This window comes from Streptomyces sp. ISL-10, assembly GCF_018614575.1.
Taxonomy (GTDB): domain Bacteria; phylum Actinomycetota; class Actinomycetes; order Streptomycetales; family Streptomycetaceae; genus Streptomyces.
Map to the genome: position 1 here is coordinate 118,336 of NZ_JAGGOJ010000008.1, position 19,500 is coordinate 137,835.

Consider the following 19,500-nt stretch of genomic DNA (forward strand, 5'->3'; position numbering starts at 1 on the left):
GGACGGCCGGACTGGAGAGACCGGCCGGCACGCGGCCCTGGAGAGGACGGGAAGAGTCATACCCGGAACGAAGGACACCGCCATGACGCACATCGTTCCCCTGCATGCGATCGTCATCGCGGACGGCACACGGACCACCGTGTCCGTGACCGGAGAGCTCGACATCGACACCGCCCCCGAGCTGCGGCAGGCCCTGGACGCGGCGCTGTCCGACGGCGCGACGCGCATCGAGGTGGACTTCAGTGGGGTGGAGTTCTGCGACTGCTCCGGCCTGAGCGTCCTCATCCAGGCACGGCGGCGGTCCCGGGAGCAGGGATGCGCTTTCCGGATCGTGGAGGTGAGGTCACCCCTGGTCCGCAGGCTTTTCCTGACCACGGGAACGCTTGCGACGCTCACCGGATCCGCCACCGGATGACCCCACTGCCGGGGCCTTTGCCGTACGCGCCGGGGCTTTGCCGTACGCGCCGGTGCGGGGTCGGCCGGCGCACCGGCGCGCACAGCGGCCTCTCGTGCGCTGAGCGCCGCCCGCGCGGACTCCGCGCGTCATCGCGCGTGCACGGACACGGCCGGAGCACGCCCGATCGGCGGGCTGACATCGCTCTTCGGTGCCGGCGGCGCCATGAGCACCGCGGTGAGGATCAGCCCGAGGAGAGCCACCGCCGCGAACACCAGCGCGGCCACCCACCGCCAGTCACGCTGCCGGGGCTCGTCCTGCGTCTCGCTTCTCACCTCGCCGAACTGCCCGTTCAGCGCGTCCATGCGCGAGACGAGCTCCGGATCGTCCTGGGCGAGCCAGCGCTCGATCTCCGCGAAGGCGCGGCGGTCGTCCATCGACGGATTCATTCCGACCACCTGGTTCTCGGGAACGGGTAGTGGGAAGACCGGCTGTGAGTCCTTCGGCCCGGTGTCCGGACCTGGACAACGGATGGTGCTCCGAATCCCGAGACTACCCGCGACAGGGCCCGCGCGCCCGCGCCGGGAGCGCCCCGACTCGGCCAGGACGGACCGGGCGACGGGCGGGAGGGACGCCTATGCTCCCGCCATGCAGCAGAGCGAGGTACTCCGGCATGTGATCGGCATTCTCACCCAGGCCTGTGAATGGCAGCGGCTGCTGGAGGAGGACGTGGCACGCGATGACATCGACAAGGAGGCGGACGTCGTCACCGCCCTCCTGAACGAGACGCTGCCCAGCGTCCGCGTGCCCTCGGATGCGAACGCCGTCGAGATCGCCCAGATCATCGGGCAGGAGCTCGGAGACGCGATCCAGCAGCTCGCCGGAGCGTTCACCGTCGCCTTCGTGACCTTGGCCGAGGTGCACGACGCGGGCCGGCAGGATGTCACCTCCGCCGACGTCCTGCGCGAGCTCGCACTGCGGGCCGAAGGGTTCGACGACACGGACGACGCATGAGACCTGGGTGCCAGGAGCCTGTCTGGGCGAGGCTGTCACCAGGCACGGCGGACGGCGCGGGCGGTGCGGCACCGCTGTGCGGACCGGCACGCCGGGACGGGCATCAGGTGCGTTTTTGAGGGCAAAGGGATTACACCGGATACGCCGCGACGAGTGCGGCGCGGCCTGGTGCCGCTCCCGGGAGGCGGGCCGAACTGCCCCGCCTGCCAGAAGGGCAGTGATCGTGCGCAGTGTCGGAGTGGAGGAGGAACTCCTGCTCGTGGACGTCGCCTCCGGTGAACCGCGAGCGCTGTCCCACGCCGTACTGGCCGCTTCACACGCGGCCGGAGGCGAGAAGGACGCCTTCATGGCGGAGCTGCAGCGTCAGCAGCTGGAATTCGCCACCCGGCCGCAGACGGACATGGGCGAACTGGCGAAGGACATCATCCGCTGGCGGGCCGAGGCCATGCGCCGCGCGGAGAACCTGGGTGCAGGCGTGGCCGCGCTGGCGACCTCCCCGCTCCCCGTCGATCCGGTCATCGCGGGCGGCGAGCGGTACCAGTGGATGGAGGAGCAGTACGGACTCACCACCCAGGAACAGCTCACCTGCGGCTGCCACGTCCATGTGTCGGTGGAGTCCGACGAGGAAGGCGTCGCCGTTCTCGACCGGATCCGTCCTTGGCTGTCCATCCTGCTCGCGCTGAGTGCCAACTCCCCGTTCTGGCAAGGGCGGGACAGCCGCTACCACAGCTATCGCAGCCGGGTCTGGGGACGGTGGCCGTCGGCCGGACCGGTGGAGATCTTCGGTTCCGCGGACCGGTACCACGAGCAGGTGCGGTCCATGATCAGCACAGGGGTGCTCCGCGACGAGGGGATGATCTACTTCGACGCGCGGCTCTCGCGCAACTACCCCACGGTCGAGGTCCGCGTCGCGGACGTCTGCCTGGACCCGGCCACGACGGTCCTCCTCGCCACGCTCGTGCGGGGCCTGGTGGAGACCGCCGCCCGCCAGTGGCGGGCCGGTGAGCCCCCTTCGTGCCACAGCGTGGGCATGCTGCGGCTGGCCGCGTGGCGCGCGGGCCGCTCCGGTCTGGAGGACCAGCTCGTCCACCCGGCCACCATGCGGCCCGCACCGGCCGAAGTGGTGGTCCGGGCACTGTTCGAGCATGTACGCGACGCCCTGGAGGACACCGGTGACCTGCCGCACGCGAAGGCGGCTCTGGCCGACGTGCTCAGGCACGGTACGGGCTCACGCGCCCAGCGGCAGATGCTGGCCCGCACGGGAAGCCTGCGGACGATGGTCGCCGAATGCGTACGCCTGACCTGTGCGTGAGGTGGCCGTCGCGGCGCGGCCCGTGACGTCACCGAAAACGGCATGGTCCGGTGGGGTGGGGGCGTCGCCCGTGCGGCGGTCCGGTGATGTCACCGTAGGGCGTGGTCCGCTGACGTGCGGGCGTCGCCGCGCGGTGTGCTCGGGCGTCACCGCACCGCACGGTTCGCGCTTTCGCCGCCGTCCACCGTCGGGACGAACGGCTGCAGGAAGTCCGAGCCCCCGCGCACCAGGCCGTAACTCGACTCGGGGACCTCGTTCCACGCGCCGGGCAGGCCGCTGAGCGGCTCGGACACCACAAGTCGTGTCTCGTCGGACATCCCCTCCAGGAACGTCAGATCGGGGTGCAGCGCCCGCAGGGTCTCCACCTCGGCGCTGTAGTACAGCGACCGTGACCGGCGCTCGCTGGAGTAGCGGAAGGCCCACAGCCGATCTCCGTCGGTCACCGCGATGGTCATCTGGAGCGGGTAGTCCACGCCGATCCGGCGGCCCAGGCTCTCCACATGCCCCGCCATCCGCGCGATGGCGGCCGGCGGGTCCTGGTCGAGGCCGAAGGTCAGCGCCAGGAAGAACATGACCTCGGAGTCGGTCGACCCCTCGATGTCGGCGAACAGCTTCGGGTCGATGAGCAGGCACAGGTCCCGTCGCAGCCGGTGGAAGTCGGTGATCGCGCCGTTGTGCATCCACAGCCAGCGCCCGTGGCGGAAGGGGTGGCAGTTCGTCTGCTGGATGGCCGAACCGGTCGACGCGCGTATGTGCGCGAAGAACAGATGGGAGCGGACGTGGGCCGATATCTCGCGCAGATTGCGGTTGTTCCACGCCGGCCCGGTTTCCCTGACGACGGCCGGGGTGTCGATGCCGGGCGTGTACCAGCCGATGCCGAAACCGTCGCCGTTGGTCGTCTCGACGCCCATCTTGGAGTGCAGGCTCTGGTCGATGAGCGAGTGCGCGGGGCGGTACAGAACGGAGTCGAGGAGCACCGGGGTTCCCGAGTAGGCAAGCCATCGGCACATCTGGGCCCTTCCCCTCTCCGCCCGCGCCGGACGCGGGACGCGCATCGCTCCGGGCGTCCGGTCCTTCGGGCAGCCGGAGTGCCGTTGCACACGCAGGTTCCATCATCACGCGTCGTCATCGGTGATCGCCATGCGGGACCGCGGCGGCACAGGCCGTGCTCAGGAGGGCCGGACCGTGACCGAGCCGTCCGGCTCGGCATGCATACGGACGCCCAGGCCGTGGCTGATCCGGCTCAGCACCTCGTGCACGGTGTGGCAGTCGGCGGCGGACGCATGCCCCAGCCGCATCCGCCGCGCCTGCAGGGGCGTGACCCGCAGCTCGTGAAGAGCGCCGGTGGCGGGATCCACCGAGGCGATGGGGAGCAGACGCAGGTCGTCCCGGTAGCGCTCGTAGCCGCCGATGCCCTCGTAGTCGTTGATCAGGTCACCGCAGCCGTAGAGGACGAGCTTGCCGCGGTACACCTCCACGGGCCGGGGATGGTGCGAGGAGTGCCCGTGCACGATGTCCGCACCGCCGTCGACGAGTGCGCGGGCGAAGCGCACCTGGTCACGGGGGAGCCGGTAGCCCCAGTTGGACCCCATGTGGAGGGACACCACCGTCACGTCGCCCGGCCGTTTCGCCTCGCACAGCCGAGCCGTCACCTCCGCCGCCACCGCGGGCGACGGCTCGGCCGCGAAGTGGACCCCGCTGCGCCGTGCGGTGGCGGCCCAGTCCGACGGGACACCGCTGGACTCCATGCCGAGGGAGACCACGAGCACCCGGCGGCCGCGGGGGAGAGGGACGCTCGCGCACCGCCGGGCGACGTCCAGGTCCCGTCCGGCGCCCGCCGTGCGCAGGCCGGCGTCCGCCAGGGCCGCGAGCGTCTCCTCCAGTCCTCGCCTGCCGTAGTCCAGGACATGGTTGTTGGCCAGGACGCAGACATCGGGGCGGGCGGCCGTCAGACAGGGCAGATTGGCCGGATGCATCCGGTACAGGACCTCCTTGCCGGACGCCTCGTCGTCGCTCACGGTGATGGAGGTCTCGACGTTCAGCAGCCGCACATCGGGTGCGGCGGCGTCGAGCACCGGCAGCGCGTCGCCCCAGGGCCAGGAGAACGGGACCGGCCGGGGGATCGTTCCGTTCACCGCTTCCGCCAGCTTCACGTAGGCGCGCGCGTCCTTGATGTACGGCTCGGACAGTGCCGGATCGCCCGGGTGCGGAAGGATCTGGTCGACACCGCGGCCGAGCATCACATCACCGCTGAGGAACAGTGTGACGAGGTCACCGCCCATGACCTCCACCGTATCGCTGCCGCCCGCCGCGGTGGCATACCGGGCGTCCCTCCTCTGCCCGGATCCGGGCAGAGGAGCCCCCAGCGGTGGATCCGGGACAGTCGGAGGCCGCCCAGGGGTGGATCCCGGCAGGCAGAGGCCGCCCAGCGGCGGTGACGCGTGGCCGGGACGAGAATGGCAAGGGGGTCGGCCGGGGCCGGACAAGGAGACCGATCGTGTTCTTCGTGGATCGTCGCGACGCCGGACGCCAACTGGCCGCCCGGCTGAAGGAGTTCGAACGGGACGAGCCGGTGGTGCTGGGCCTGCCCAGAGGCGGGATACCGGTCGCGGCGGAGGTCGCCCGGGCGCTGAATGCGCCACTGGACGTGTGCCTGGTGCGCAAGCTCGGAGTGCCGTACCAGCCGGAACTCGGCATGGGCGCGATCGGTGAGGGCGGTGTACGGGTCATCAACGATGACGTGGTGCGCGGCGCCCGGGTCGCTCCCGAGGACCTGGCGCAGGTCGAGGCGCGCGAGCAGGTGGTGCTCGAGGAGCGGGCCCGGCGCTATCGGGGGCAACGGCAACCGGTGCCGGTCGAGGGCCGCACCGTCGTGCTGGTCGACGACGGGATCGCCACGGGATCGACCGCGCGCGCCGCGTGCCGGATCGCCCGCGCCAGGGGACCGGCACGGCTGGTGGTGGCCGTCCCCGTGGCGCCGCAGGACTGGACCTCGCGGCTCGGCAAGGAGGCGGACGACCTGGTCTGCCTGGGCACCCCGCGGGAGTTCTTCGCGATCGGCCAGTTCTACGCCGACTTCGCGCAGACCGACGACAGCGAGGTCGTGGAGTGCCTTGAGCAGGCGGCACAGCGCATGACCGGCTAGGGGCTACTGCGCGACGTGCCACCGGGCGTACACGCCCGCCCGTCGCCTCAGTCCGTCCCCGGGGCCGCCGCGCGGTCCAGGGCGTCGAGCAGTTCGCGTTCGCGTGCGGCGCCGAGACCGGCGCGCCTGGTGCGGTTCAGCCCCTGCGTGCGTTCCCAGGCGAGGGTGTCGGCGAGCAGATCCCTGCGGTCGCGGTGACGCAGCCCCGCGGCCCGGGCGGCGCCGCCGCTGCGGGCCGACCACCCTTCCCAGCCCGGTTCGTCCAGCCACATCGCCAGCGACTCGGGCCCCATGTACTGGGCCACTTCCCGTGCGCGCAGCCATCCCGGAGAGGCGGCGACCACCGGTCCGGTGTGCCCGCCGACGGCACGGGACAGCTCCAGCCACCCCCCGAACGGCACGACAGGACCCACGGCGTCATACGTTCCGGTGGTCCCCGCCTCCGCCGTGTCCAGGAGCCACGACGCGAGGTCCCGCACGTCGACCACCTGCGTCGCGGACGCCGGGTCGTCGGGTACGAGCATGGGGCCCTCGGGGTCCCGCGCGGCGCGGGCCACCCAGTAGCCGGAGCGGCCGCTGGCATCGCCCGGCCCGCCGATCAGACCGGCTCGTGCGATCAGCAGCCGGTCGCCCACGGCGGTCAGCGAAGCCTGTTCGCAGGCGACCTTCGCTTCTCCGTACTGCTCACGGCCCGCCCGGCTCCCGTCCGCCGCGGCCAGCAGCTCCGTCGACTCGTCGGCGTCCCGCACGGCGTGGGACGCGTAGGCGCTGACCGACGAGACGTACGTCCAGTGACCGGCCCGGTCCCCCAGGGCCGACAGCGCCTCGCGCACGAAGCCCGGCTGCCAGGACACCTCGACGACGGCGTCCCATGCGCGGTCGCGCAGCGCTTCGTACGCCTCCGGGCCCTCGCGGTCGGCGGCGACGAGGGTCGCGCCGGGAGCCACGGGGCCGCTCTCCCCGCGGGCGAGGCACGTCACCCGGTGCCCTCGCGCCACAGCCTGCCGCGAGATCTCCCGTCCCAGCCATGCCGTACCGCCCAGAATCAAGATCTCCATTCGGCCACCCAAGCACTGCCGTCGGCCATGGGTCCTTGGAATCTGCTCACAGCAGACAGCGGCCCGGGGAGCGAGTGAGCCGAAGGGGCGCGCGAGTGTTGAGAGGGAGAACGCGCGGAGGCTGCGAGGAACGTGGGGGCACCCGCGGACGAAGTCTGGGGGAAGCCGAGCACGATCGACCGTCGACCCACGCTGAGAACGCACCGTTGGGCTGCCCCCGGCGAAGCCAGGGGGAGAACCGAGCTTCAACCGCCCGCGCGTCATGCGGGGCTGTCCGCGATCGCCGACGCCAGGGCCGCGATGGGCGGCCACGACCACTGGCCGGCGCGCGCGAGGAGGAAACTGCGGCGCAGACCCGCCACCGGGTCGAGCGGACGGAAGGCGACGTCCGTACGGTGCCGTTCGATTCCCGACCGAGCCAGCAGCGCCACCCCGAGCCCGGCTCCCACGAGAGAGTTGACCAGGCTGAGACTGTCCACGCGGTGGGCGATGCGCGGAACGAACCCGGCGATGGCGCACACGCGTTGCACCAGTTCGTCGTCGTCCGTTCCGCGGGAGTTGGCGATCCAGCCCACGGCCGCGAACTCCGCCAGTTCCGACACGGCGACCGGCCGGTCCGCGTCGGGGTGCCCGGCGGGGACGGCGAGGTACAGAGGCTGTTCCTCGAACTGCCGGACACTCAGCTCCGCCGGCACCACCCGCGGCACCAGGCTGTAGTCGTACACCACCCCCAGGTCGACGCCCCCCGAGCGCAGCAGGTGTGCCGTGTGTTCCGGCTCGTGCTCGTACACCTCCACCACGACCCGCGGATACAGCGCCCGCAGGCGGGCCAGCGCCGGCAGGACCACCGGCTCGACCGCCGTGAAGAAGCTCGCCAGGCGCACCCGGCCCACCGGGTCCGCCGTACCGCGCAGCTCGGACTGGGCCTCCTCCACGGCGGCGAGAATGCCGACGGCGTGTTCGACCAGGCGTTCACCGGCCGGTGTGAGCCGGACACGGCGGCCGTCCGGGGTCAGCAGCCGCACACCGACCTCCTGTTCCAGCACCGCCAGGTGCTTGGAGACGGCCGAGGTGCCGTAGCCGGTACCGGCCGCGACGGCGGCCATGGTGCCGAGACGGTGCAGCTCGACCAGAAGCTTCAGCCGCCCGAGGTCGGGGAGGCGCGAGGGGTCTTCCGCGGTCATCCCGCGATTGTCCACTGATCGTGGCCGTTCGGTCCACCTTCGGCCCGTGGACAGAAACAGATGGCTCCCGGTGCAATGTCCCGGTGACCGCCTCCACCGATCCCGCCTCCACCGCCACGCTCGTCGCCGACGGCACCGCTCCCGCCGCGACGGGCCCGGTGCCGGCGCCCGGCCGCCTGATGTCCGGCCCGGCCCTCGTCCTCGTCGCCATGCTGCTGCTCCACACCGGCAGCGCTCTGGCGACCGAGCTGTTCCCCTCACTCGGCCCGGCGGGCACCACCTGGCTGCGTCTCACCTTCGCGGCCGTGCTCCTGATCGCGTTCACCGGCGGGTCCCTGCGGCGCAGGCTGCGCACGATTCCCCGACGCGATCTGCTGGCCACCTGCCTCCTCGGGGTCGTCAGCGCCGGGATGATGCTCCTGTTCTCGGAGGCCGCCGCGCGCCTGCCGCTCGGCACCGCCACCGCACTGGAGTTCCTCGGCCCGCTGACCGTGGCCGTCTTCGCGTCCCACCGCACCAGGGAGCTGGCCTGGCTGGGGCTCGCCGCGGCCGGCGTCGTGCTGCTCACCTCGCCCTGGACCGGTACCACCAGTTTGATCGGCGTCCTGTTCGGCCTCGGCTCGGCCACCTGCTGGGCGCTCTACGTCGTCGGCACCGCGCACGTCGGCAGCCGCCTGTCCGCACCGCACGCGCTCGCCGTCTCGCTCGCGGTCGCCTCGGTCGCCGCGGCACCGTTCGGCGCCCCGGGCGCGCTCGGCGCACTGACCTGGCAGACGGCCGCCGCCGCGGCCGGCATCGCGGTGCTCATGCCCCTCCTGCCCTTCCTGCTGGAGATGAAGGCGCTCCAGCGGATCGGCAAGGCCACGTACGGCACGCTGGCCGGCCTGGAACCCGCCGTCAGCCTGCTGGCCGCCATGGTCCTCATCGCGCAGACTCCCGCTGTCCTGCAGATCGCCGGCACGGCACTGGTCGTCGCCGCGGGCATCGGCGCCACACGGGCCGAGTCCCGTCGCTGAACGGTCGGGCCGCGGGACCGCGCCGGCGGCACGGCGCTTCTGCGCCTCCAGCCGGTACTGCCGGGTTACGGCGGTCCGGATCGTAGGCACAGGTTGATACGGGCCGCTGGGGGGTCGGAGCGATTCGACCGCCGGGCCGCCCGGAACCGCCCCGGCCTTTGAGCATCTGTCTGACCGGGGCTGTCGAGCGTCTGACATTTGTCTGTGGTGCGGTCCGACGAGCCCTCCTACGTTCGGGAGACACACCGGACGACGCGTCAGGGCGACCCCCGCGCTCATCCTCCGCCTTGTGGCGCCTCTATCGGAGGTCGCGGCCGGCCCCGGCTCCCGGGGCCGCCCCCTCGGCGTACCGCCGCAACGCGGTCCGACGGGCCCTGCGGCGCTCTCCCCAGCGACCCGACCGGACCCATGACTTCAGCCACCGATTTCGAACCCTCCCGCACCGGCGACCGCGCGGAGGGACGCACACACCGCACGGCCGGGTCTCCGCTTCCCGAGAGCGGTGCACCCGGCCGACGCTTCGTCGTGATCGGCGGCGACGTGGCACGCAAGGTGTGCGGTTCCCTCCAAGCGGCCGGGCACGCCGTCCACCACGTCACCCAGCCCACCGACGAAGACCTCCGACTGGCCCTCGACGAGGAAGTGGCCGGTGTCGCCGTCCTGCTCGACGACGACGCCGAGTCCCTGCGCTACGCACTCGCCGTCGAACACATCCGTCCGCACGTCAAGCTGGTGGTCACCCTCTTCGACCGGACCGTCGCCGAACAGCTCGTTCGCGTGGTCCCCAACTGCGAGGTCACCTCACCGGCCGACGTCGCCGCACCGGTCCTGCTGGCCGCCTGCCTGCAGCCCGACCTGCTGGCCCTCACCCACACGGCATCGGGCCACGCCGGCGCGCGCTGGACGGGGGAGGGCGTACGCCTGGAGCCCTACCGGCCGCCGCGGTCCCTCAGACGCAGGGCCGTGCTCGGAAAGGTCCGGGGTCAACTGAGGCCTCACGACGGCAGTTCACGCATCATGCTGACCGGTCTCACCGGCCTGCTCGCCGTCCTGCTGTCGGACTGGGCCTGGCTGGTGGCGCTGCACCACCGGCCACCGGTCGAGGCGCTCTTCGAGGCGACGCGCACGGTGTCCACCGTCGGGCCCGTGTCCCTGCACGGCCCGGACGTCGGGTATGCCGTGTTCTCGATCGCCGCGATGCTCGTCACCCTGGTCTTCGCCGCCGTCTTCACCGCGGGCATGATCGACCGACTGCTCGCCCCGCGCTCCGTCGGCATCGTCGGGCCACGGGCCCTGCCCCGGGCGGGCCATGTGGTCGTCGTGGGTCTCGGACAGGTGGGGCTGCGGCTGTGCACCCGGCTGCAGGCCCTAGGGGTCGGCGTGGTCGCGGTCGAGCGGAACCCGCAGGCCCCCCACCTGCGTCTGGCCAGGGCGCTCGGGGTGCCCGTCGTCGTCGCCGACGCGAAGGACAGGTTCGTCCTGCGCCGGCTCGGCCTGCTCAAGGCACAGGCGCTGGCAGCGGTGGCCTCGGACGACCTGGACAACATCGCGGTGAGCGTGGCCGCGTTGGCGGTCGCGCCCGAACTGCGCGTCGTCATGCGGGCGGGCGACCACGAGGCGATCGCGGAGACCCGCTCGCTGTTCAAGATCGGCATCGTGCACGACCTGGGCGGCCTGAGTGCCGCGTACACGACCGCCGCCCTGACCGGGCTCCGTCCGCGATGAGTTCTCGCACACGACAAGCGGCTCCTGGTGGAACGCGGCGACGGCAGCTTCACACCATGGCCGCACGCGGACCGGTGCGACCGCCCGCAGGGCCACCGGGCCCAGTGCGCCGCCGACGACGGGCCGGAGCCGGCGCCGCAGCGCACGGGCGACGCCCAGGACTGAGCCGGGCTCGCGGCCGGGCTGCCGGTCGCGAGTGCGGACGTTCTGCCGCGCCGCCGGCAGGGAGCGCCTGAGCGCGCACATCACGCCCGTTCCCGCGCCGCACTGACCCAGTGTCACGGCGCGTCCTCCCGTGCGCCGAGGGCACCGCCGGCCACCACGGACCCGGCTGTTCACCGGTCGCCCGGCTGGATCGCCGTTTTCTGGACACCTGAACGCCACAGCGTGGCGGGTAGCCAGCCGTGACCGCATCCGGCAACCGGTCACGCACACCAGGGAGGACCAGGAGAAGGGACGCTTCGTCGCGTATGCCTTCACGCACCGTAATTCATCCGAATGCCTCGCCGTCGTGCCTCGGGCGGCGGCACCCGGCATGGTGATCGCAGGTTTCACGACCGGCCACGCGGCCGGCCCGGAACCCCCGCGCCATGGCGCTCAGCGCGCCCGGGCACGGCGACGGCCCCGGCCGCCGCCACCCATGGACACCCATGGACAGAGGAGACGGACATGGCCAACGCCTTCCCGCACACCTGGGAGCACGCCGTCGTCACGGGCGGTGCCGGGTTCGTCGGTTCGCATCTGTGCACCGGGCTGCTGGCAGCGGGCACCGCCGTCACCTGCGTGGACGACTTCAGCACCGGTCGGCCCGAGAACATATCCGAGCTTCGGGGCCGGCCCGGATTCACCCTGGTGGAGGCGAACGTCTCCGAGCCGCTCTCCGTCGACCGGCCGCCCGACCTGGTGCTGCACTTCGCGTCGCCCGCGTCCCCGGCCGACTATCTCCGACTGCCGCTGCACACGCTGGAGGCCGGCAGCCTCGGTACGCGCAACGCCCTCGCTCTCGCCCGCCGTGCCGGGGCCCGCTTCGTACTCGCCTCCACCTCCGAGGTCTACGGCGACCCTCAGCAGCACCCGCAGAACGAGCGGTACTGGGGCAACGTCAACCCGGTCGGCCCCCGCAGCGTGTACGACGAGGCCAAGCGCTTCGGCGAGGCCCTGACCACCGCCGAGAACGACGCCCACGGGATCGACACGGCGATCGTGCGGCTCTTCAACACCTACGGGCCCCGGATGCGCGGCTACGACGGGCGCGCCGTCCCGACCTTCGTCCGGCAGGCACTCACCGGCCGGCCCCTCACCGTGACCGGTGACGGACTCCAGACCCGTTCGCTGTGCTACGTCGACGACACCGTGCGAGGCATTCTGGCGGCGGCCGCCCATGGCATGCGCGGCCCGGTCAACATCGGCAACCCCGACGAGATCACCATGCTGGAACTGGCCCGCCTGGTCATCGAGCTCACGGAATCGTCCTCGGAGATCCGCTTCATCGAACGGCCGACGGACGATCCCGCCGTGCGCTGCCCCGACATCACCCTGGCCCGCGACAAGCTCCAGTGGGAGCCGCGTGTCGCCGCGGAAGAAGGTCTGCGGCGCACCATCGCCTGGTTCCGCGCCCACACGGACAGCTGATCCGGCCGAGTCCTTCCGACCGCCCCGAACAGCACGGCCGGCTCCGCCCAGATCCGCCGAAAGGCCTGGCCCACCATGCGCATTCTTGGCATCAACGCTCTCTTCCACGACCCCGCCGCCGCCCTGGTCATCGACGGCCGATGCGTGGCCGCCGCAGAGGAGGAACGGTTCTCCCGGCGCAAGCACGGCAAGCGACCCGTGCCGTTCTCGGCCTGGGAACTGCCCGAGAAGGCAGCCGCCTGGTGCCTCAAGCGGGCCGGACTGCGCCCCCAGGACCTCGACGCCGTGGCGTACTCCTTCGACCCCGCCCTCACGCGCCCCGCGGACGCCATGGGCCTGAACGACCCGTGGGACCACCTCAGGCTGACATACGCCCGCCAGGCACCGGGGTTCCTCGCGGCGGCGCTGCCCGGCCTCGACCCGCAGGCGGTGCGCTTCGTACCGCACCACATGGCACACGCCGCGTCGAGCGCCTTCGCCGCGCCCGATGCCGAGGCCTCGTCGGTCCTGGTCCTCGACGGCCGGGGCGAGCGGGCCTCCCACCTCGCCGCCCATCGGGTGGGCGACCGGCTGGAGGCCCTCCACGCGCAGGAACTGCCGCACTCGCTCGGCCTGGTCTACGAGGAGCTCACCGAGCACCTCGGATTCCTGCGTTCCTCCGACGAGTTCAAGGTGATGGCACTCGCCTCGCACGGCACTCCCCGCATGCTCGCCGAACTGCGCAAGCACGTGCACCCCACCGGCGACGGCGGGTTTCGCGCCACGGCCGTCCCCTGGTCCGAACTGTGCGCGCCGCGCGGGGCGGACGAGCCCTGGACCCAGGACCACGCGGACGTGGCGGCAAGCGCGCAGGCCGTACTGGAGGAGACCCTGCTGGACCTCGTGCGCTGGCTGCACGGAAGGACCCACGACAGCGTGCTCACCCTCGCCGGCGGCGTCGCCCTCAACTGCGTGGCGAACTCCCGCATCGCCCGCGAGGGCCCCTTCTCCCGCGTATGGGTGCAACCCGCCGCGGGGGACGCGGGCACCGCGCTGGGCAGCGCCCTGCTGCTCGCGGCCGGTGAGGGGGACGACCCGCAGCCCATGACCGGCGCGGACCTCGGCAGGGACTGGTCGGACGCGGAACTCGGCGCCTGGCTGAAGACGGCGGCCGTCCCCTTCGAACGTCCCGCGGACATCGCCGCGACCGTCGCCCAGGCCCTCGCCGACAACGCCGTCGTCGCCTGGTTCCAGGGGCGTTCGGAATACGGTCCCAGGGCTCTCGGTCACCGCTCCCTGCTGGCCCACCCCGGCCACGCGGGCAACCTGGAGCGGCTCAACGACGTCAAGGGCAGGGAGCAGTTCAGGCCGGTCGCTCCCATGGTGCTCGCCGACCGCGCCGCGGACATCTTCGACGGACCGCTGCCCAGCCCCTACATGCTCTTCGTCCACGACGTCGCGGACGCCTGGAAGGACCGGATCCCGGCCGTCGTGCACGTCGACGGCACGGCCCGCATCCAGACCGTCGACCCGGCGAGCGAACCGCTCGTCGCCCGCATGCTCGGCGAGTTCGAGAGGCTCACCGGCCTGCCCGTGGTCGTCAACACCAGTCTGAACACGGCCGGCAGGCCGATGGCCGACGACCCGCGCGACGCGCTGGAGTGCTTCGGCTCCTCCCCGGTCGACCTGCTGGCGATCGGACCGTACGCCGTCCGGCGCTCCGGACTCTTCCAGGCCTTCGACGAAGGGACCATGCGATGACCGTATTCGGGCAGTGGTCCCCCGCGACCGCCTACGCCGTTGTCGTACCGACCCTCGGACGCGCCAGCCTGAACGTGTGTCTGCAGGCGCTGGCGGACGCCGCCGGACCGAAGCCGGCACGGGTGGTCCTCGTCGACGACCGCCCCGAGGCCGGCCGTACCCCTCTCCCGGTCGAGGTCCCGGCCGCTCTGCAGCCGGTGACCACCATCGTGCCCGGCCGCGCCCGCGGCCCCGCCGCGGCCCGCAACACGGGACGTCAGGCGGCCGGTCCGGCACCCTGGATCGTCTTCCTCGACGACGATGTGGTGCCGGGCCCCACCTGGGGCGAGGACCTCACGCACGACCTCGCGGCAACGACGTACCGGACCGCGGGCGTCACGGCCCGCATCACCGTGCCGCTCCCGGCGGACCGCCGGCCCACGGACTGGGAGCGCAACACCGCGGGGCTCGCCACCGCACGGTGGATCACCGCCGACATGGCGTACCGCCGGGAGGCGCTGGAAGCCGTCGGCGGGTTCGACGAGCGGTTCCCGCGCGCCTTCCGGGAGGACGCGGATCTGGCCCTGCGGGTGCTCGGCGCCGGCTGGACGCTGACCACCGGCACGCGCAGAACCATGCACCCCGTCCGCCCGGCCGACCGCTGGATCTCCGTACGCCTCCAGGCGGGAAACGCGGACGACGTGCTGATGAACCGGCTGCACGGCCCGGACTGGTGGACCCGTGCGCACGCGCCGCGCGGGCGCCTGCCGCGCCACCTCGCCGTGACGGCGTCGGCCGTGGCCGCCCTCACGTGTGCGGTACTCGGGCGGCCCGCCGCGGCAGTGGGGTTCGCCGCCGCCTGGCTGACCGGCACCGCCGAGCTCGCCGCCGCGCGCATCGTGCCGGGCCCGCGGACGCGGGACGAGGTCGTCTCCATGGCGCTGACCAGCGTGCTCATTCCCCCCGCCGCGACATGGCACTGGCTGCGCGGCCAGTTCAGGCACCGCGGTACAGCGCCGTTCGACCCGGTGGCCACGACAAGGCCGCCACGCGCTCCGAGCGAGGCGGTCCAGCAGCGGGTGCTGCCATGACCCGTCCCTCCACGGTGGGCCATCGGCCGCCCGCGACCGGTCCCTGGCTCTTCGACGGGCCGAGGGGCACCCGCCCGGACGCCCGCCCGGCACGACAGGGCGCGGACGGCGCTCTTCCGCAGGCCGTCCTGTTCGACCGGGACGGCACGCTCGTCACCGATGTGCCCTACAACGGCGACCCGGCCCGGGTGGCACCCATGCCGTCCGCGCCGGAAGCCGTCGCCGCCGTACGCCTTCTGGGCATACCGGTGGGTGTGGTCAGCAACCAGTCGGGCGTCGCCCGGGGTCTGCTGACCCGGCATCAGGTCGAGTCCGTGCAAGACCGGATGGACGCGCTCTTCGGCCCTTTCGAGGTGTGGGCGGTCTGCCCCCACGGACGGGAGGACGGCTGCGGCTGCCGCAAACCGGCGCCGGGCCTGGTGCTCGCCGCCTGTGAGCGGCTCGGTGCCTCGCCCGAACGCACCGTCGTCATCGGCGACATCGGCTCGGACGTCGCGGCCGCCCGCGCCGCCGGGGCCCGCGGTGTACTGGTGCCGACCTCGGCGACGCGGCCCGAGGAGGTCGCGGCGGCCGACGAGACGGCCGCCGATCTGCTCCAGGCCGTGCGCCTGGTGCTCGGACTGACGCAAACGGTGGCAGCCGGGACGGTCACCGGCTGGACTGCCGCCGAGGGAGCCGCGACCGATCGAGTCCTGGAAGGCCCCGCCCGCACCGAGGGGGCCGCAACCGAGGGGGCCCTCGGGAGCCCGGCCGCCACCGGGAGAGCCCTCGGCGGCCCGGCTCCCACCGACCCGGCGGCCACGACGCCCCGTTCACCGGGAGGCCGGCGATGACGGCCCCCCGGACCCTCGTCGTCCGCCTCGACAGCGCCGGTGACGTCCTCCTCGCAGGACCGGCCGTGCGGGCCGTGGCAGCGGGCTCGTCGCACACCGCCGTGCTCTGCGGACCGCTGGGCGAGCAGGCCGCGCGGCTGCTGCCGGGCGTGGACGAGGTACTGGTGTACGACGCGCCGTGGGTCGGTCTCGAACCGGCGCCCGTCTCGGGGGAGGAGACCCGCAAGCTGCTGGCGGCGCTGTCCTGCGGCCGCTTCGACCGCGCCCTCGTCCTCGTCTCCTACCACCAGAGCCCGCTGCCCGTCGCCCTGCTGCTCAAGCTCGGTGGTGTCCGCTGGACCGCGGCCGACAGCGAGGACTACCCCGGCGCCCTGCTGGACCTGCGACACCACCGGCTCCCGGGCCGCCACGAGGCCGAGGCCGCGCTCGACCTGGCACGGGACGCCGGCTTCCCCCTGCCCCCGGCCGACCCCGGGGCACTGCGCATCTGCGACCCGCCCGTCACCACCCATCTGACCGGACCGGACCCGTACGTCGTGCTCCACCCCGGGGCGGCGGTACCGGCCCGCACCTGGAGCGCCGAGCGGGCGGCCCGGGCCGTGGCCGCCCTCACCGCCGAGGGACACCGCGTCGTCGTCACCGGCGGCGCGGGGGAGAAGGAGCTCACCGCGCGCGTCGCCGGCGAGCACGCCCTCGACCTCGGCGGCGCCACCGATCTGCACCACCTCGCGGGGGTCCTCGCCAGGGCCCGCGTCGCCGTGGTCGGCAACACCGGCCCCGCGCACCTCGCCGCCGCCGTGGGGACGCCCGTGGCCTGCCTGTTCGCGCCGGTGGTGCCGGCCGAGCGCTGGCGCCCGTACGGCGTCCCGCACGTGCTGCTCGGCGACCAGCACGCGCCGTGTGCGGGGAGCAGAGCCCGCCGCTGCCCGGTCCCGGGTCATCCCTGCCTCGACGCGGTGACCGACAGCGCGGTGCTCGCCGCCGTCGCCGCACTGGGCGGCGGCACGGACACCGAGGCGGCTCCGGCCGGGGCGGGCAGCGCGCCCGTGCTGGGCCGGGCATCGGGAACAGAACGAGGAGCGAGCGTATGAACATCCTGCTGTGGCACGTTCACGGGTCCTGGACGACCGCGTTCGTCCAGGGGCCCCACACGTACCTCGTTCCCGTCACACCACGCCGCGACGCCGACGGCCTCGGCCGCGCCCGTACCTTCTCCTGGCCGGACTCGGTCCGGGAGGTGACCCCGGAGGAGCTGAGGCGGACACCGGTCGACCTCGTCGTCCTCCAGCGCCCGCACGAACTCGGCCTGGCCGAACGCTGGCTGGGCGGGCGTCGCCCCGGCCACGATGTGCCCGCCGTCTACCTGGAGCACAACGCCCCGGACGGCGGCGTCCCCGAAACGCGGCATCCCATCGCCGACCGCGACGACCTGACCCTCGTCCATGTCACCCATTTCAACCGGCTGTTCTGGGACAACGGCTCCACCCGCACCGAGGTCATCGAACACGGCATCGTCGATCCAGGGCACCGGTACACCGGCCGGCTGGCCCGGGCGGCGGTTGTCGTCAACGAGCCGGTCCGGCGCGGCCGTTACACCGGAACGGACCTGCTGCCGGCCCTGTCGCAGGCGGCGCCGCTCGACGTCTTCGGCATGCGAACCGAGGGCCTCGCCGCACATCTCGGTCTGGCCGAGGACAGGTGCCGCACGGCCGATCTGCCGCAGCGGGACCTGCACACGGCCCTTGCGGAGCGCCGGCTGTACCTGCATCCGGTGCGCTGGACCTCCCTGGGACTGTCCCTGCTGGAGGCCATGCACCTGGGCATGCCCGTCGTGGCGCTCGCCACCACCGAGGCGGTGGAGGCGGTCCCGCCGGGCACCGGCACGCTGTCGACCCGGCCCGAGGTACTCGCCCGGGCCGCCCGCCGCTATCTGGCCGAACCGGAAGCCGCGGCCGAGGACGGCGCGCGTGCCCGCCAGGCGGCCCTCGAACGCTACGGGCTCAAACGCTTCCTGACCGACTGGGAGCGACTGATCACGGAGGTGCGCTCATGACATCCCTCGGCCCTGTCCCCGTCGGGACCCTGTCGATCGCGCTCGTCTCCGAACACGCCAGCCCCCTCGCCACGCTGGGCGGCGTCGACGCGGGCGGACAGAACGTGCATGTCGCGCGCCTCGCGGGCGCACTCGCCGACCGGGGCCACATGGTCACGGTCTACACCCGCAAGGACGCGCCCGACCTCCCACAACGCGTCAGGCTGCGCGACGGCGTCGAAGTGCACCATGTGCCCGCGGGACCGCAAGAGAGCATCCCCAAGGACGAACTCCTGCCCCATGTGCTCGCGTTCGGCCGCTACCTGGCCCGCGAGTGGCAGGCGTGCCCGCCCGACCTGGTGCACGCGCACTTCTGGATGTCCGGCCTCGCCTCCTTGGAAGCGATGGCCGAACTACGTCTGCCGCTGCTGCAGACGTTTCACGCACTCGGCACGGTCAAGCGACGCCATCAGAGGCAGGCCGACACGAGCCCGCCGGCGCGCATCGCCTGCGAGAAGGAAGTCGGCCTGGGATGCGACCGGGTCATCGCCACCTGCCGCGACGAAGTCGTCGAGCTGGGCAGGATGGGCATCCCGGCCCATCGCATCAGCGTCGTGCCGTGCGGCGTCGACACCGAGCATTTCACCCCGACCGGGCCGGTCGCCGAGCGGGGCCCGTACCGCTACCGGCTGCTGCACCTGGGCCGCCTCGTCCCCCGCAAGGGCGCGGCGGTCTCCCTCACCGCCCTGACCATGCTGCCCGACGCCGAACTCGTGGTGGTCGGCGGCCCGGCGGCGGACCGGCTCGACGACGACCCGGAGGTCCGCCGGCTGCGGCACCTCGCGGACTCGGCCGGAGTCGCCGACCGGCTCCGTTTCACCGGGGGCGTCCCTTCGCAGGACATCCCACCGCTGATACGGAGCGCCGACGTGGTGCTGTGCCCCGCGGACTACGAACCGTTCGGCATCGTGCCCCTGGAGGCGATGGCCTGCGGCAAGCCGGTCGTCGCCAGCGCGGTCGGCGGCCAGCTCGACACCGTGGCCGACCCGGCGACGGGCAGGCTGGTGCCCCCCGGCTCACCGGAGGCCCTCGCTCGAGCCGTCGCCGATCTGCTCGCCGACCCGGCGCTGCGCGAGGCGTGCGGGGCGGCCGGCCGGCGCCGCGTCCTCAGTCGCTACGGCTGGCCCAGAGTCGCCGCGGCCACCGAGACGGTGTACAGCGCGGTGCTCACCGCCCAGTACGCCGTGACAGGAGCGACCTAGCGATCTGAGACGAACGCCGTCCGAACCATCGCGCAGCACCGATGCCCGAAGGAGGTGCGGGCCCGGCCGTCACCCGTCAGACG

18 protein-coding genes are annotated in these 19,500 nt (G+C 73.0%); 13 read left to right on the top strand and 5 right to left on the bottom strand.

Annotated elements, in window-relative coordinates:
• Nucleotides 1-82: 82 nt before the first annotated feature.
• On the top strand, nucleotides 83-415 hold the full coding sequence (locus tag J7E88_RS09415) for an STAS domain-containing protein (protein WP_215179172.1): 333 nt from the start codon (nucleotides 83-85) through the stop codon (nucleotides 413-415).
• Nucleotides 416-543: 128 nt separating this feature from the next.
• Here the strand turns inward: J7E88_RS09415 and J7E88_RS09420 are convergent, their stop codons facing one another.
• Complete coding sequence (locus J7E88_RS09420; protein ID WP_215179174.1) at nucleotides 544-843, bottom strand: DUF3040 domain-containing protein; 300 nt, start codon at nucleotides 841-843, stop codon at nucleotides 544-546.
• A 199-nt stretch (nucleotides 844-1,042) separates the two neighbouring features.
• Between J7E88_RS09420 and J7E88_RS09425 the strand changes: the two genes are divergently transcribed.
• Together J7E88_RS09425 and J7E88_RS09430 are read left to right on the top strand one after the other, a co-directional pair.
• Nucleotides 1,043-1,408 carry a hypothetical protein gene (locus J7E88_RS09425; RefSeq protein ID WP_215179176.1) on the top strand — a complete coding sequence of 122 codons (366 nt, stop codon included), beginning with the start codon at nucleotides 1,043-1,045 and terminating at the stop codon, nucleotides 1,406-1,408.
• Nucleotides 1,409-1,631: 223 nt separating this feature from the next.
• Nucleotides 1,632-2,720 (top strand): glutamate--cysteine ligase, encoded by a 1,089-nt coding sequence (locus tag J7E88_RS09430; RefSeq protein WP_308307437.1) that lies wholly within the window; start codon nucleotides 1,632-1,634, stop codon nucleotides 2,718-2,720.
• A 146-nt stretch (nucleotides 2,721-2,866) separates the two neighbouring features.
• Here the strand turns inward: J7E88_RS09430 and J7E88_RS09435 are convergent, their stop codons facing one another.
• Together J7E88_RS09435 and J7E88_RS09440 are read right to left on the bottom strand one after the other, a co-directional pair.
• Complete coding sequence (locus tag J7E88_RS09435; RefSeq protein WP_215179180.1) at nucleotides 2,867-3,730, bottom strand: class II glutamine amidotransferase; 864 nt, start codon at nucleotides 3,728-3,730, stop codon at nucleotides 2,867-2,869.
• A 159-nt stretch (nucleotides 3,731-3,889) separates the two neighbouring features.
• Complete coding sequence (locus tag J7E88_RS09440; RefSeq protein WP_215179182.1) at nucleotides 3,890-5,002, bottom strand: CapA family protein; 1,113 nt, start codon at nucleotides 5,000-5,002, stop codon at nucleotides 3,890-3,892.
• A gap of 215 nt (nucleotides 5,003-5,217) precedes the next feature.
• On the opposite strand from J7E88_RS09440, the gene J7E88_RS09445 reads away from it, so the two are divergent.
• Nucleotides 5,218-5,865: a phosphoribosyltransferase gene (locus J7E88_RS09445; RefSeq protein WP_215179184.1), complete on the top strand. Its 648-nt coding sequence runs from the start codon at nucleotides 5,218-5,220 to the stop codon at nucleotides 5,863-5,865.
• Between the two features lie 47 nt (nucleotides 5,866-5,912).
• Here J7E88_RS09445 and J7E88_RS09450 read toward each other — a convergent pair whose 3' ends face one another.
• Both J7E88_RS09450 and J7E88_RS09455 read right to left on the bottom strand, forming a co-directional pair.
• Nucleotides 5,913-6,923: an oxidoreductase gene (locus J7E88_RS09450; RefSeq protein WP_215179186.1), complete on the bottom strand. Its 1,011-nt coding sequence runs from the start codon at nucleotides 6,921-6,923 to the stop codon at nucleotides 5,913-5,915.
• Between the two features lie 260 nt (nucleotides 6,924-7,183).
• Nucleotides 7,184-8,107 carry a LysR family transcriptional regulator gene (locus tag J7E88_RS09455; RefSeq protein WP_215179189.1) on the bottom strand — a complete coding sequence of 308 codons (924 nt, stop codon included), beginning with the start codon at nucleotides 8,105-8,107 and terminating at the stop codon, nucleotides 7,184-7,186.
• Between the two features lie 83 nt (nucleotides 8,108-8,190).
• Here J7E88_RS09455 and J7E88_RS09460 point away from each other — a divergent pair, with 83 nt between their 5' ends.
• The 9 genes from J7E88_RS09460 (at nucleotide 8,191) to J7E88_RS09500 (ending at nucleotide 19,417) form a co-directional block, all read left to right on the top strand.
• Entirely contained in the window at nucleotides 8,191-9,123 is a 933-nt protein-coding gene (locus tag J7E88_RS09460) for an EamA family transporter (protein WP_308307438.1), read from the top strand.
• Between the two features lie 408 nt (nucleotides 9,124-9,531).
• On the top strand, nucleotides 9,532-10,848 hold the full coding sequence (locus J7E88_RS09465) for an NAD-binding protein (protein WP_251022365.1): 1,317 nt from the start codon (nucleotides 9,532-9,534) through the stop codon (nucleotides 10,846-10,848).
• A 669-nt stretch (nucleotides 10,849-11,517) separates the two neighbouring features.
• The gene (locus tag J7E88_RS09470) at nucleotides 11,518-12,480 is read left to right on the top strand and encodes an NAD-dependent epimerase/dehydratase family protein (RefSeq protein ID WP_215179191.1); all 963 of its coding nucleotides are present in this window, start codon (nucleotides 11,518-11,520) and stop codon (nucleotides 12,478-12,480) included.
• Between the two features lie 75 nt (nucleotides 12,481-12,555).
• Complete coding sequence (locus J7E88_RS09475; RefSeq protein WP_215179193.1) at nucleotides 12,556-14,220, top strand: carbamoyltransferase C-terminal domain-containing protein; 1,665 nt, start codon at nucleotides 12,556-12,558, stop codon at nucleotides 14,218-14,220.
• Nucleotides 14,217-15,290: a glycosyltransferase family 2 protein gene (locus tag J7E88_RS09480; protein WP_215179195.1), complete on the top strand. Its 1,074-nt coding sequence runs from the start codon at nucleotides 14,217-14,219 to the stop codon at nucleotides 15,288-15,290. The genes J7E88_RS09475 and J7E88_RS09480 overlap by 4 nt, the downstream gene beginning before the upstream one ends.
• Nucleotides 15,287-16,123 (top strand): D-glycero-alpha-D-manno-heptose-1,7-bisphosphate 7-phosphatase, encoded by an 837-nt coding sequence (locus J7E88_RS09485; RefSeq protein ID WP_374196257.1) that lies wholly within the window; start codon nucleotides 15,287-15,289, stop codon nucleotides 16,121-16,123. The genes J7E88_RS09480 and J7E88_RS09485 overlap by 4 nt, the downstream gene beginning before the upstream one ends.
• A complete protein-coding gene (locus tag J7E88_RS09490) occupies nucleotides 16,120-17,214 on the top strand; it encodes a glycosyltransferase family 9 protein (protein ID WP_215179197.1) in 1,095 nt (364 codons plus the stop codon). Before J7E88_RS09485 ends, J7E88_RS09490 begins: the two co-directional genes overlap by 4 nt.
• Entirely contained in the window at nucleotides 17,211-18,176 is a 966-nt protein-coding gene (locus J7E88_RS09495) for a glycosyltransferase (protein ID WP_215179199.1), read from the top strand. The genes J7E88_RS09490 and J7E88_RS09495 overlap by 4 nt, the downstream gene beginning before the upstream one ends.
• On the top strand, nucleotides 18,173-19,417 hold the full coding sequence (locus J7E88_RS09500; protein ID WP_215179201.1) for a glycosyltransferase: 1,245 nt from the start codon (nucleotides 18,173-18,175) through the stop codon (nucleotides 19,415-19,417). The genes J7E88_RS09495 and J7E88_RS09500 overlap by 4 nt, the downstream gene beginning before the upstream one ends.
• The last annotated feature ends 83 nt before the right edge of the window (nucleotides 19,418-19,500 follow it).

What these genes read in the sequence shown, in the direction of transcription:
- J7E88_RS09415 (WP_215179172.1), top strand. Translation starts at nt 83, where the DNA reads ATGACGCACATCGTTCCCCTGCATGCGATCGTCATCGCGGACGGCACA.
- J7E88_RS09420 (WP_215179174.1), bottom strand. Translation starts at nt 843, where the DNA reads ATGAATCCGTCGATGGACGACCGCCGCGCCTTCGCGGAGATCGAGCGC.
- J7E88_RS09425 (WP_215179176.1), top strand. Translation starts at nt 1,043, where the DNA reads ATGCAGCAGAGCGAGGTACTCCGGCATGTGATCGGCATTCTCACCCAG.
- J7E88_RS09435 (WP_215179180.1), bottom strand. Translation starts at nt 3,730, where the DNA reads ATGTGCCGATGGCTTGCCTACTCGGGAACCCCGGTGCTCCTCGACTCC.
- J7E88_RS09440 (WP_215179182.1), bottom strand. Translation starts at nt 5,002, where the DNA reads ATGGGCGGTGACCTCGTCACACTGTTCCTCAGCGGTGATGTGATGCTC.
- J7E88_RS09450 (WP_215179186.1), bottom strand. Translation starts at nt 6,923, where the DNA reads ATGGAGATCTTGATTCTGGGCGGTACGGCATGGCTGGGACGGGAGATC.
- J7E88_RS09455 (WP_215179189.1), bottom strand. Translation starts at nt 8,107, where the DNA reads ATGACCGCGGAAGACCCCTCGCGCCTCCCCGACCTCGGGCGGCTGAAG.
- J7E88_RS09465 (WP_251022365.1), top strand. Translation starts at nt 9,532, where the DNA reads ATGACTTCAGCCACCGATTTCGAACCCTCCCGCACCGGCGACCGCGCG.
- J7E88_RS09470 (WP_215179191.1), top strand. Translation starts at nt 11,518, where the DNA reads ATGGCCAACGCCTTCCCGCACACCTGGGAGCACGCCGTCGTCACGGGC.
- J7E88_RS09475 (WP_215179193.1), top strand. Translation starts at nt 12,556, where the DNA reads ATGCGCATTCTTGGCATCAACGCTCTCTTCCACGACCCCGCCGCCGCC.
- J7E88_RS09480 (WP_215179195.1), top strand. Translation starts at nt 14,217, where the DNA reads ATGACCGTATTCGGGCAGTGGTCCCCCGCGACCGCCTACGCCGTTGTC.
- J7E88_RS09485 (WP_374196257.1), top strand. Translation starts at nt 15,287, where the DNA reads ATGACCCGTCCCTCCACGGTGGGCCATCGGCCGCCCGCGACCGGTCCC.
- J7E88_RS09490 (WP_215179197.1), top strand. Translation starts at nt 16,120, where the DNA reads ATGACGGCCCCCCGGACCCTCGTCGTCCGCCTCGACAGCGCCGGTGAC.
- J7E88_RS09495 (WP_215179199.1), top strand. Translation starts at nt 17,211, where the DNA reads ATGAACATCCTGCTGTGGCACGTTCACGGGTCCTGGACGACCGCGTTC.
- J7E88_RS09500 (WP_215179201.1), top strand. Translation starts at nt 18,173, where the DNA reads ATGACATCCCTCGGCCCTGTCCCCGTCGGGACCCTGTCGATCGCGCTC.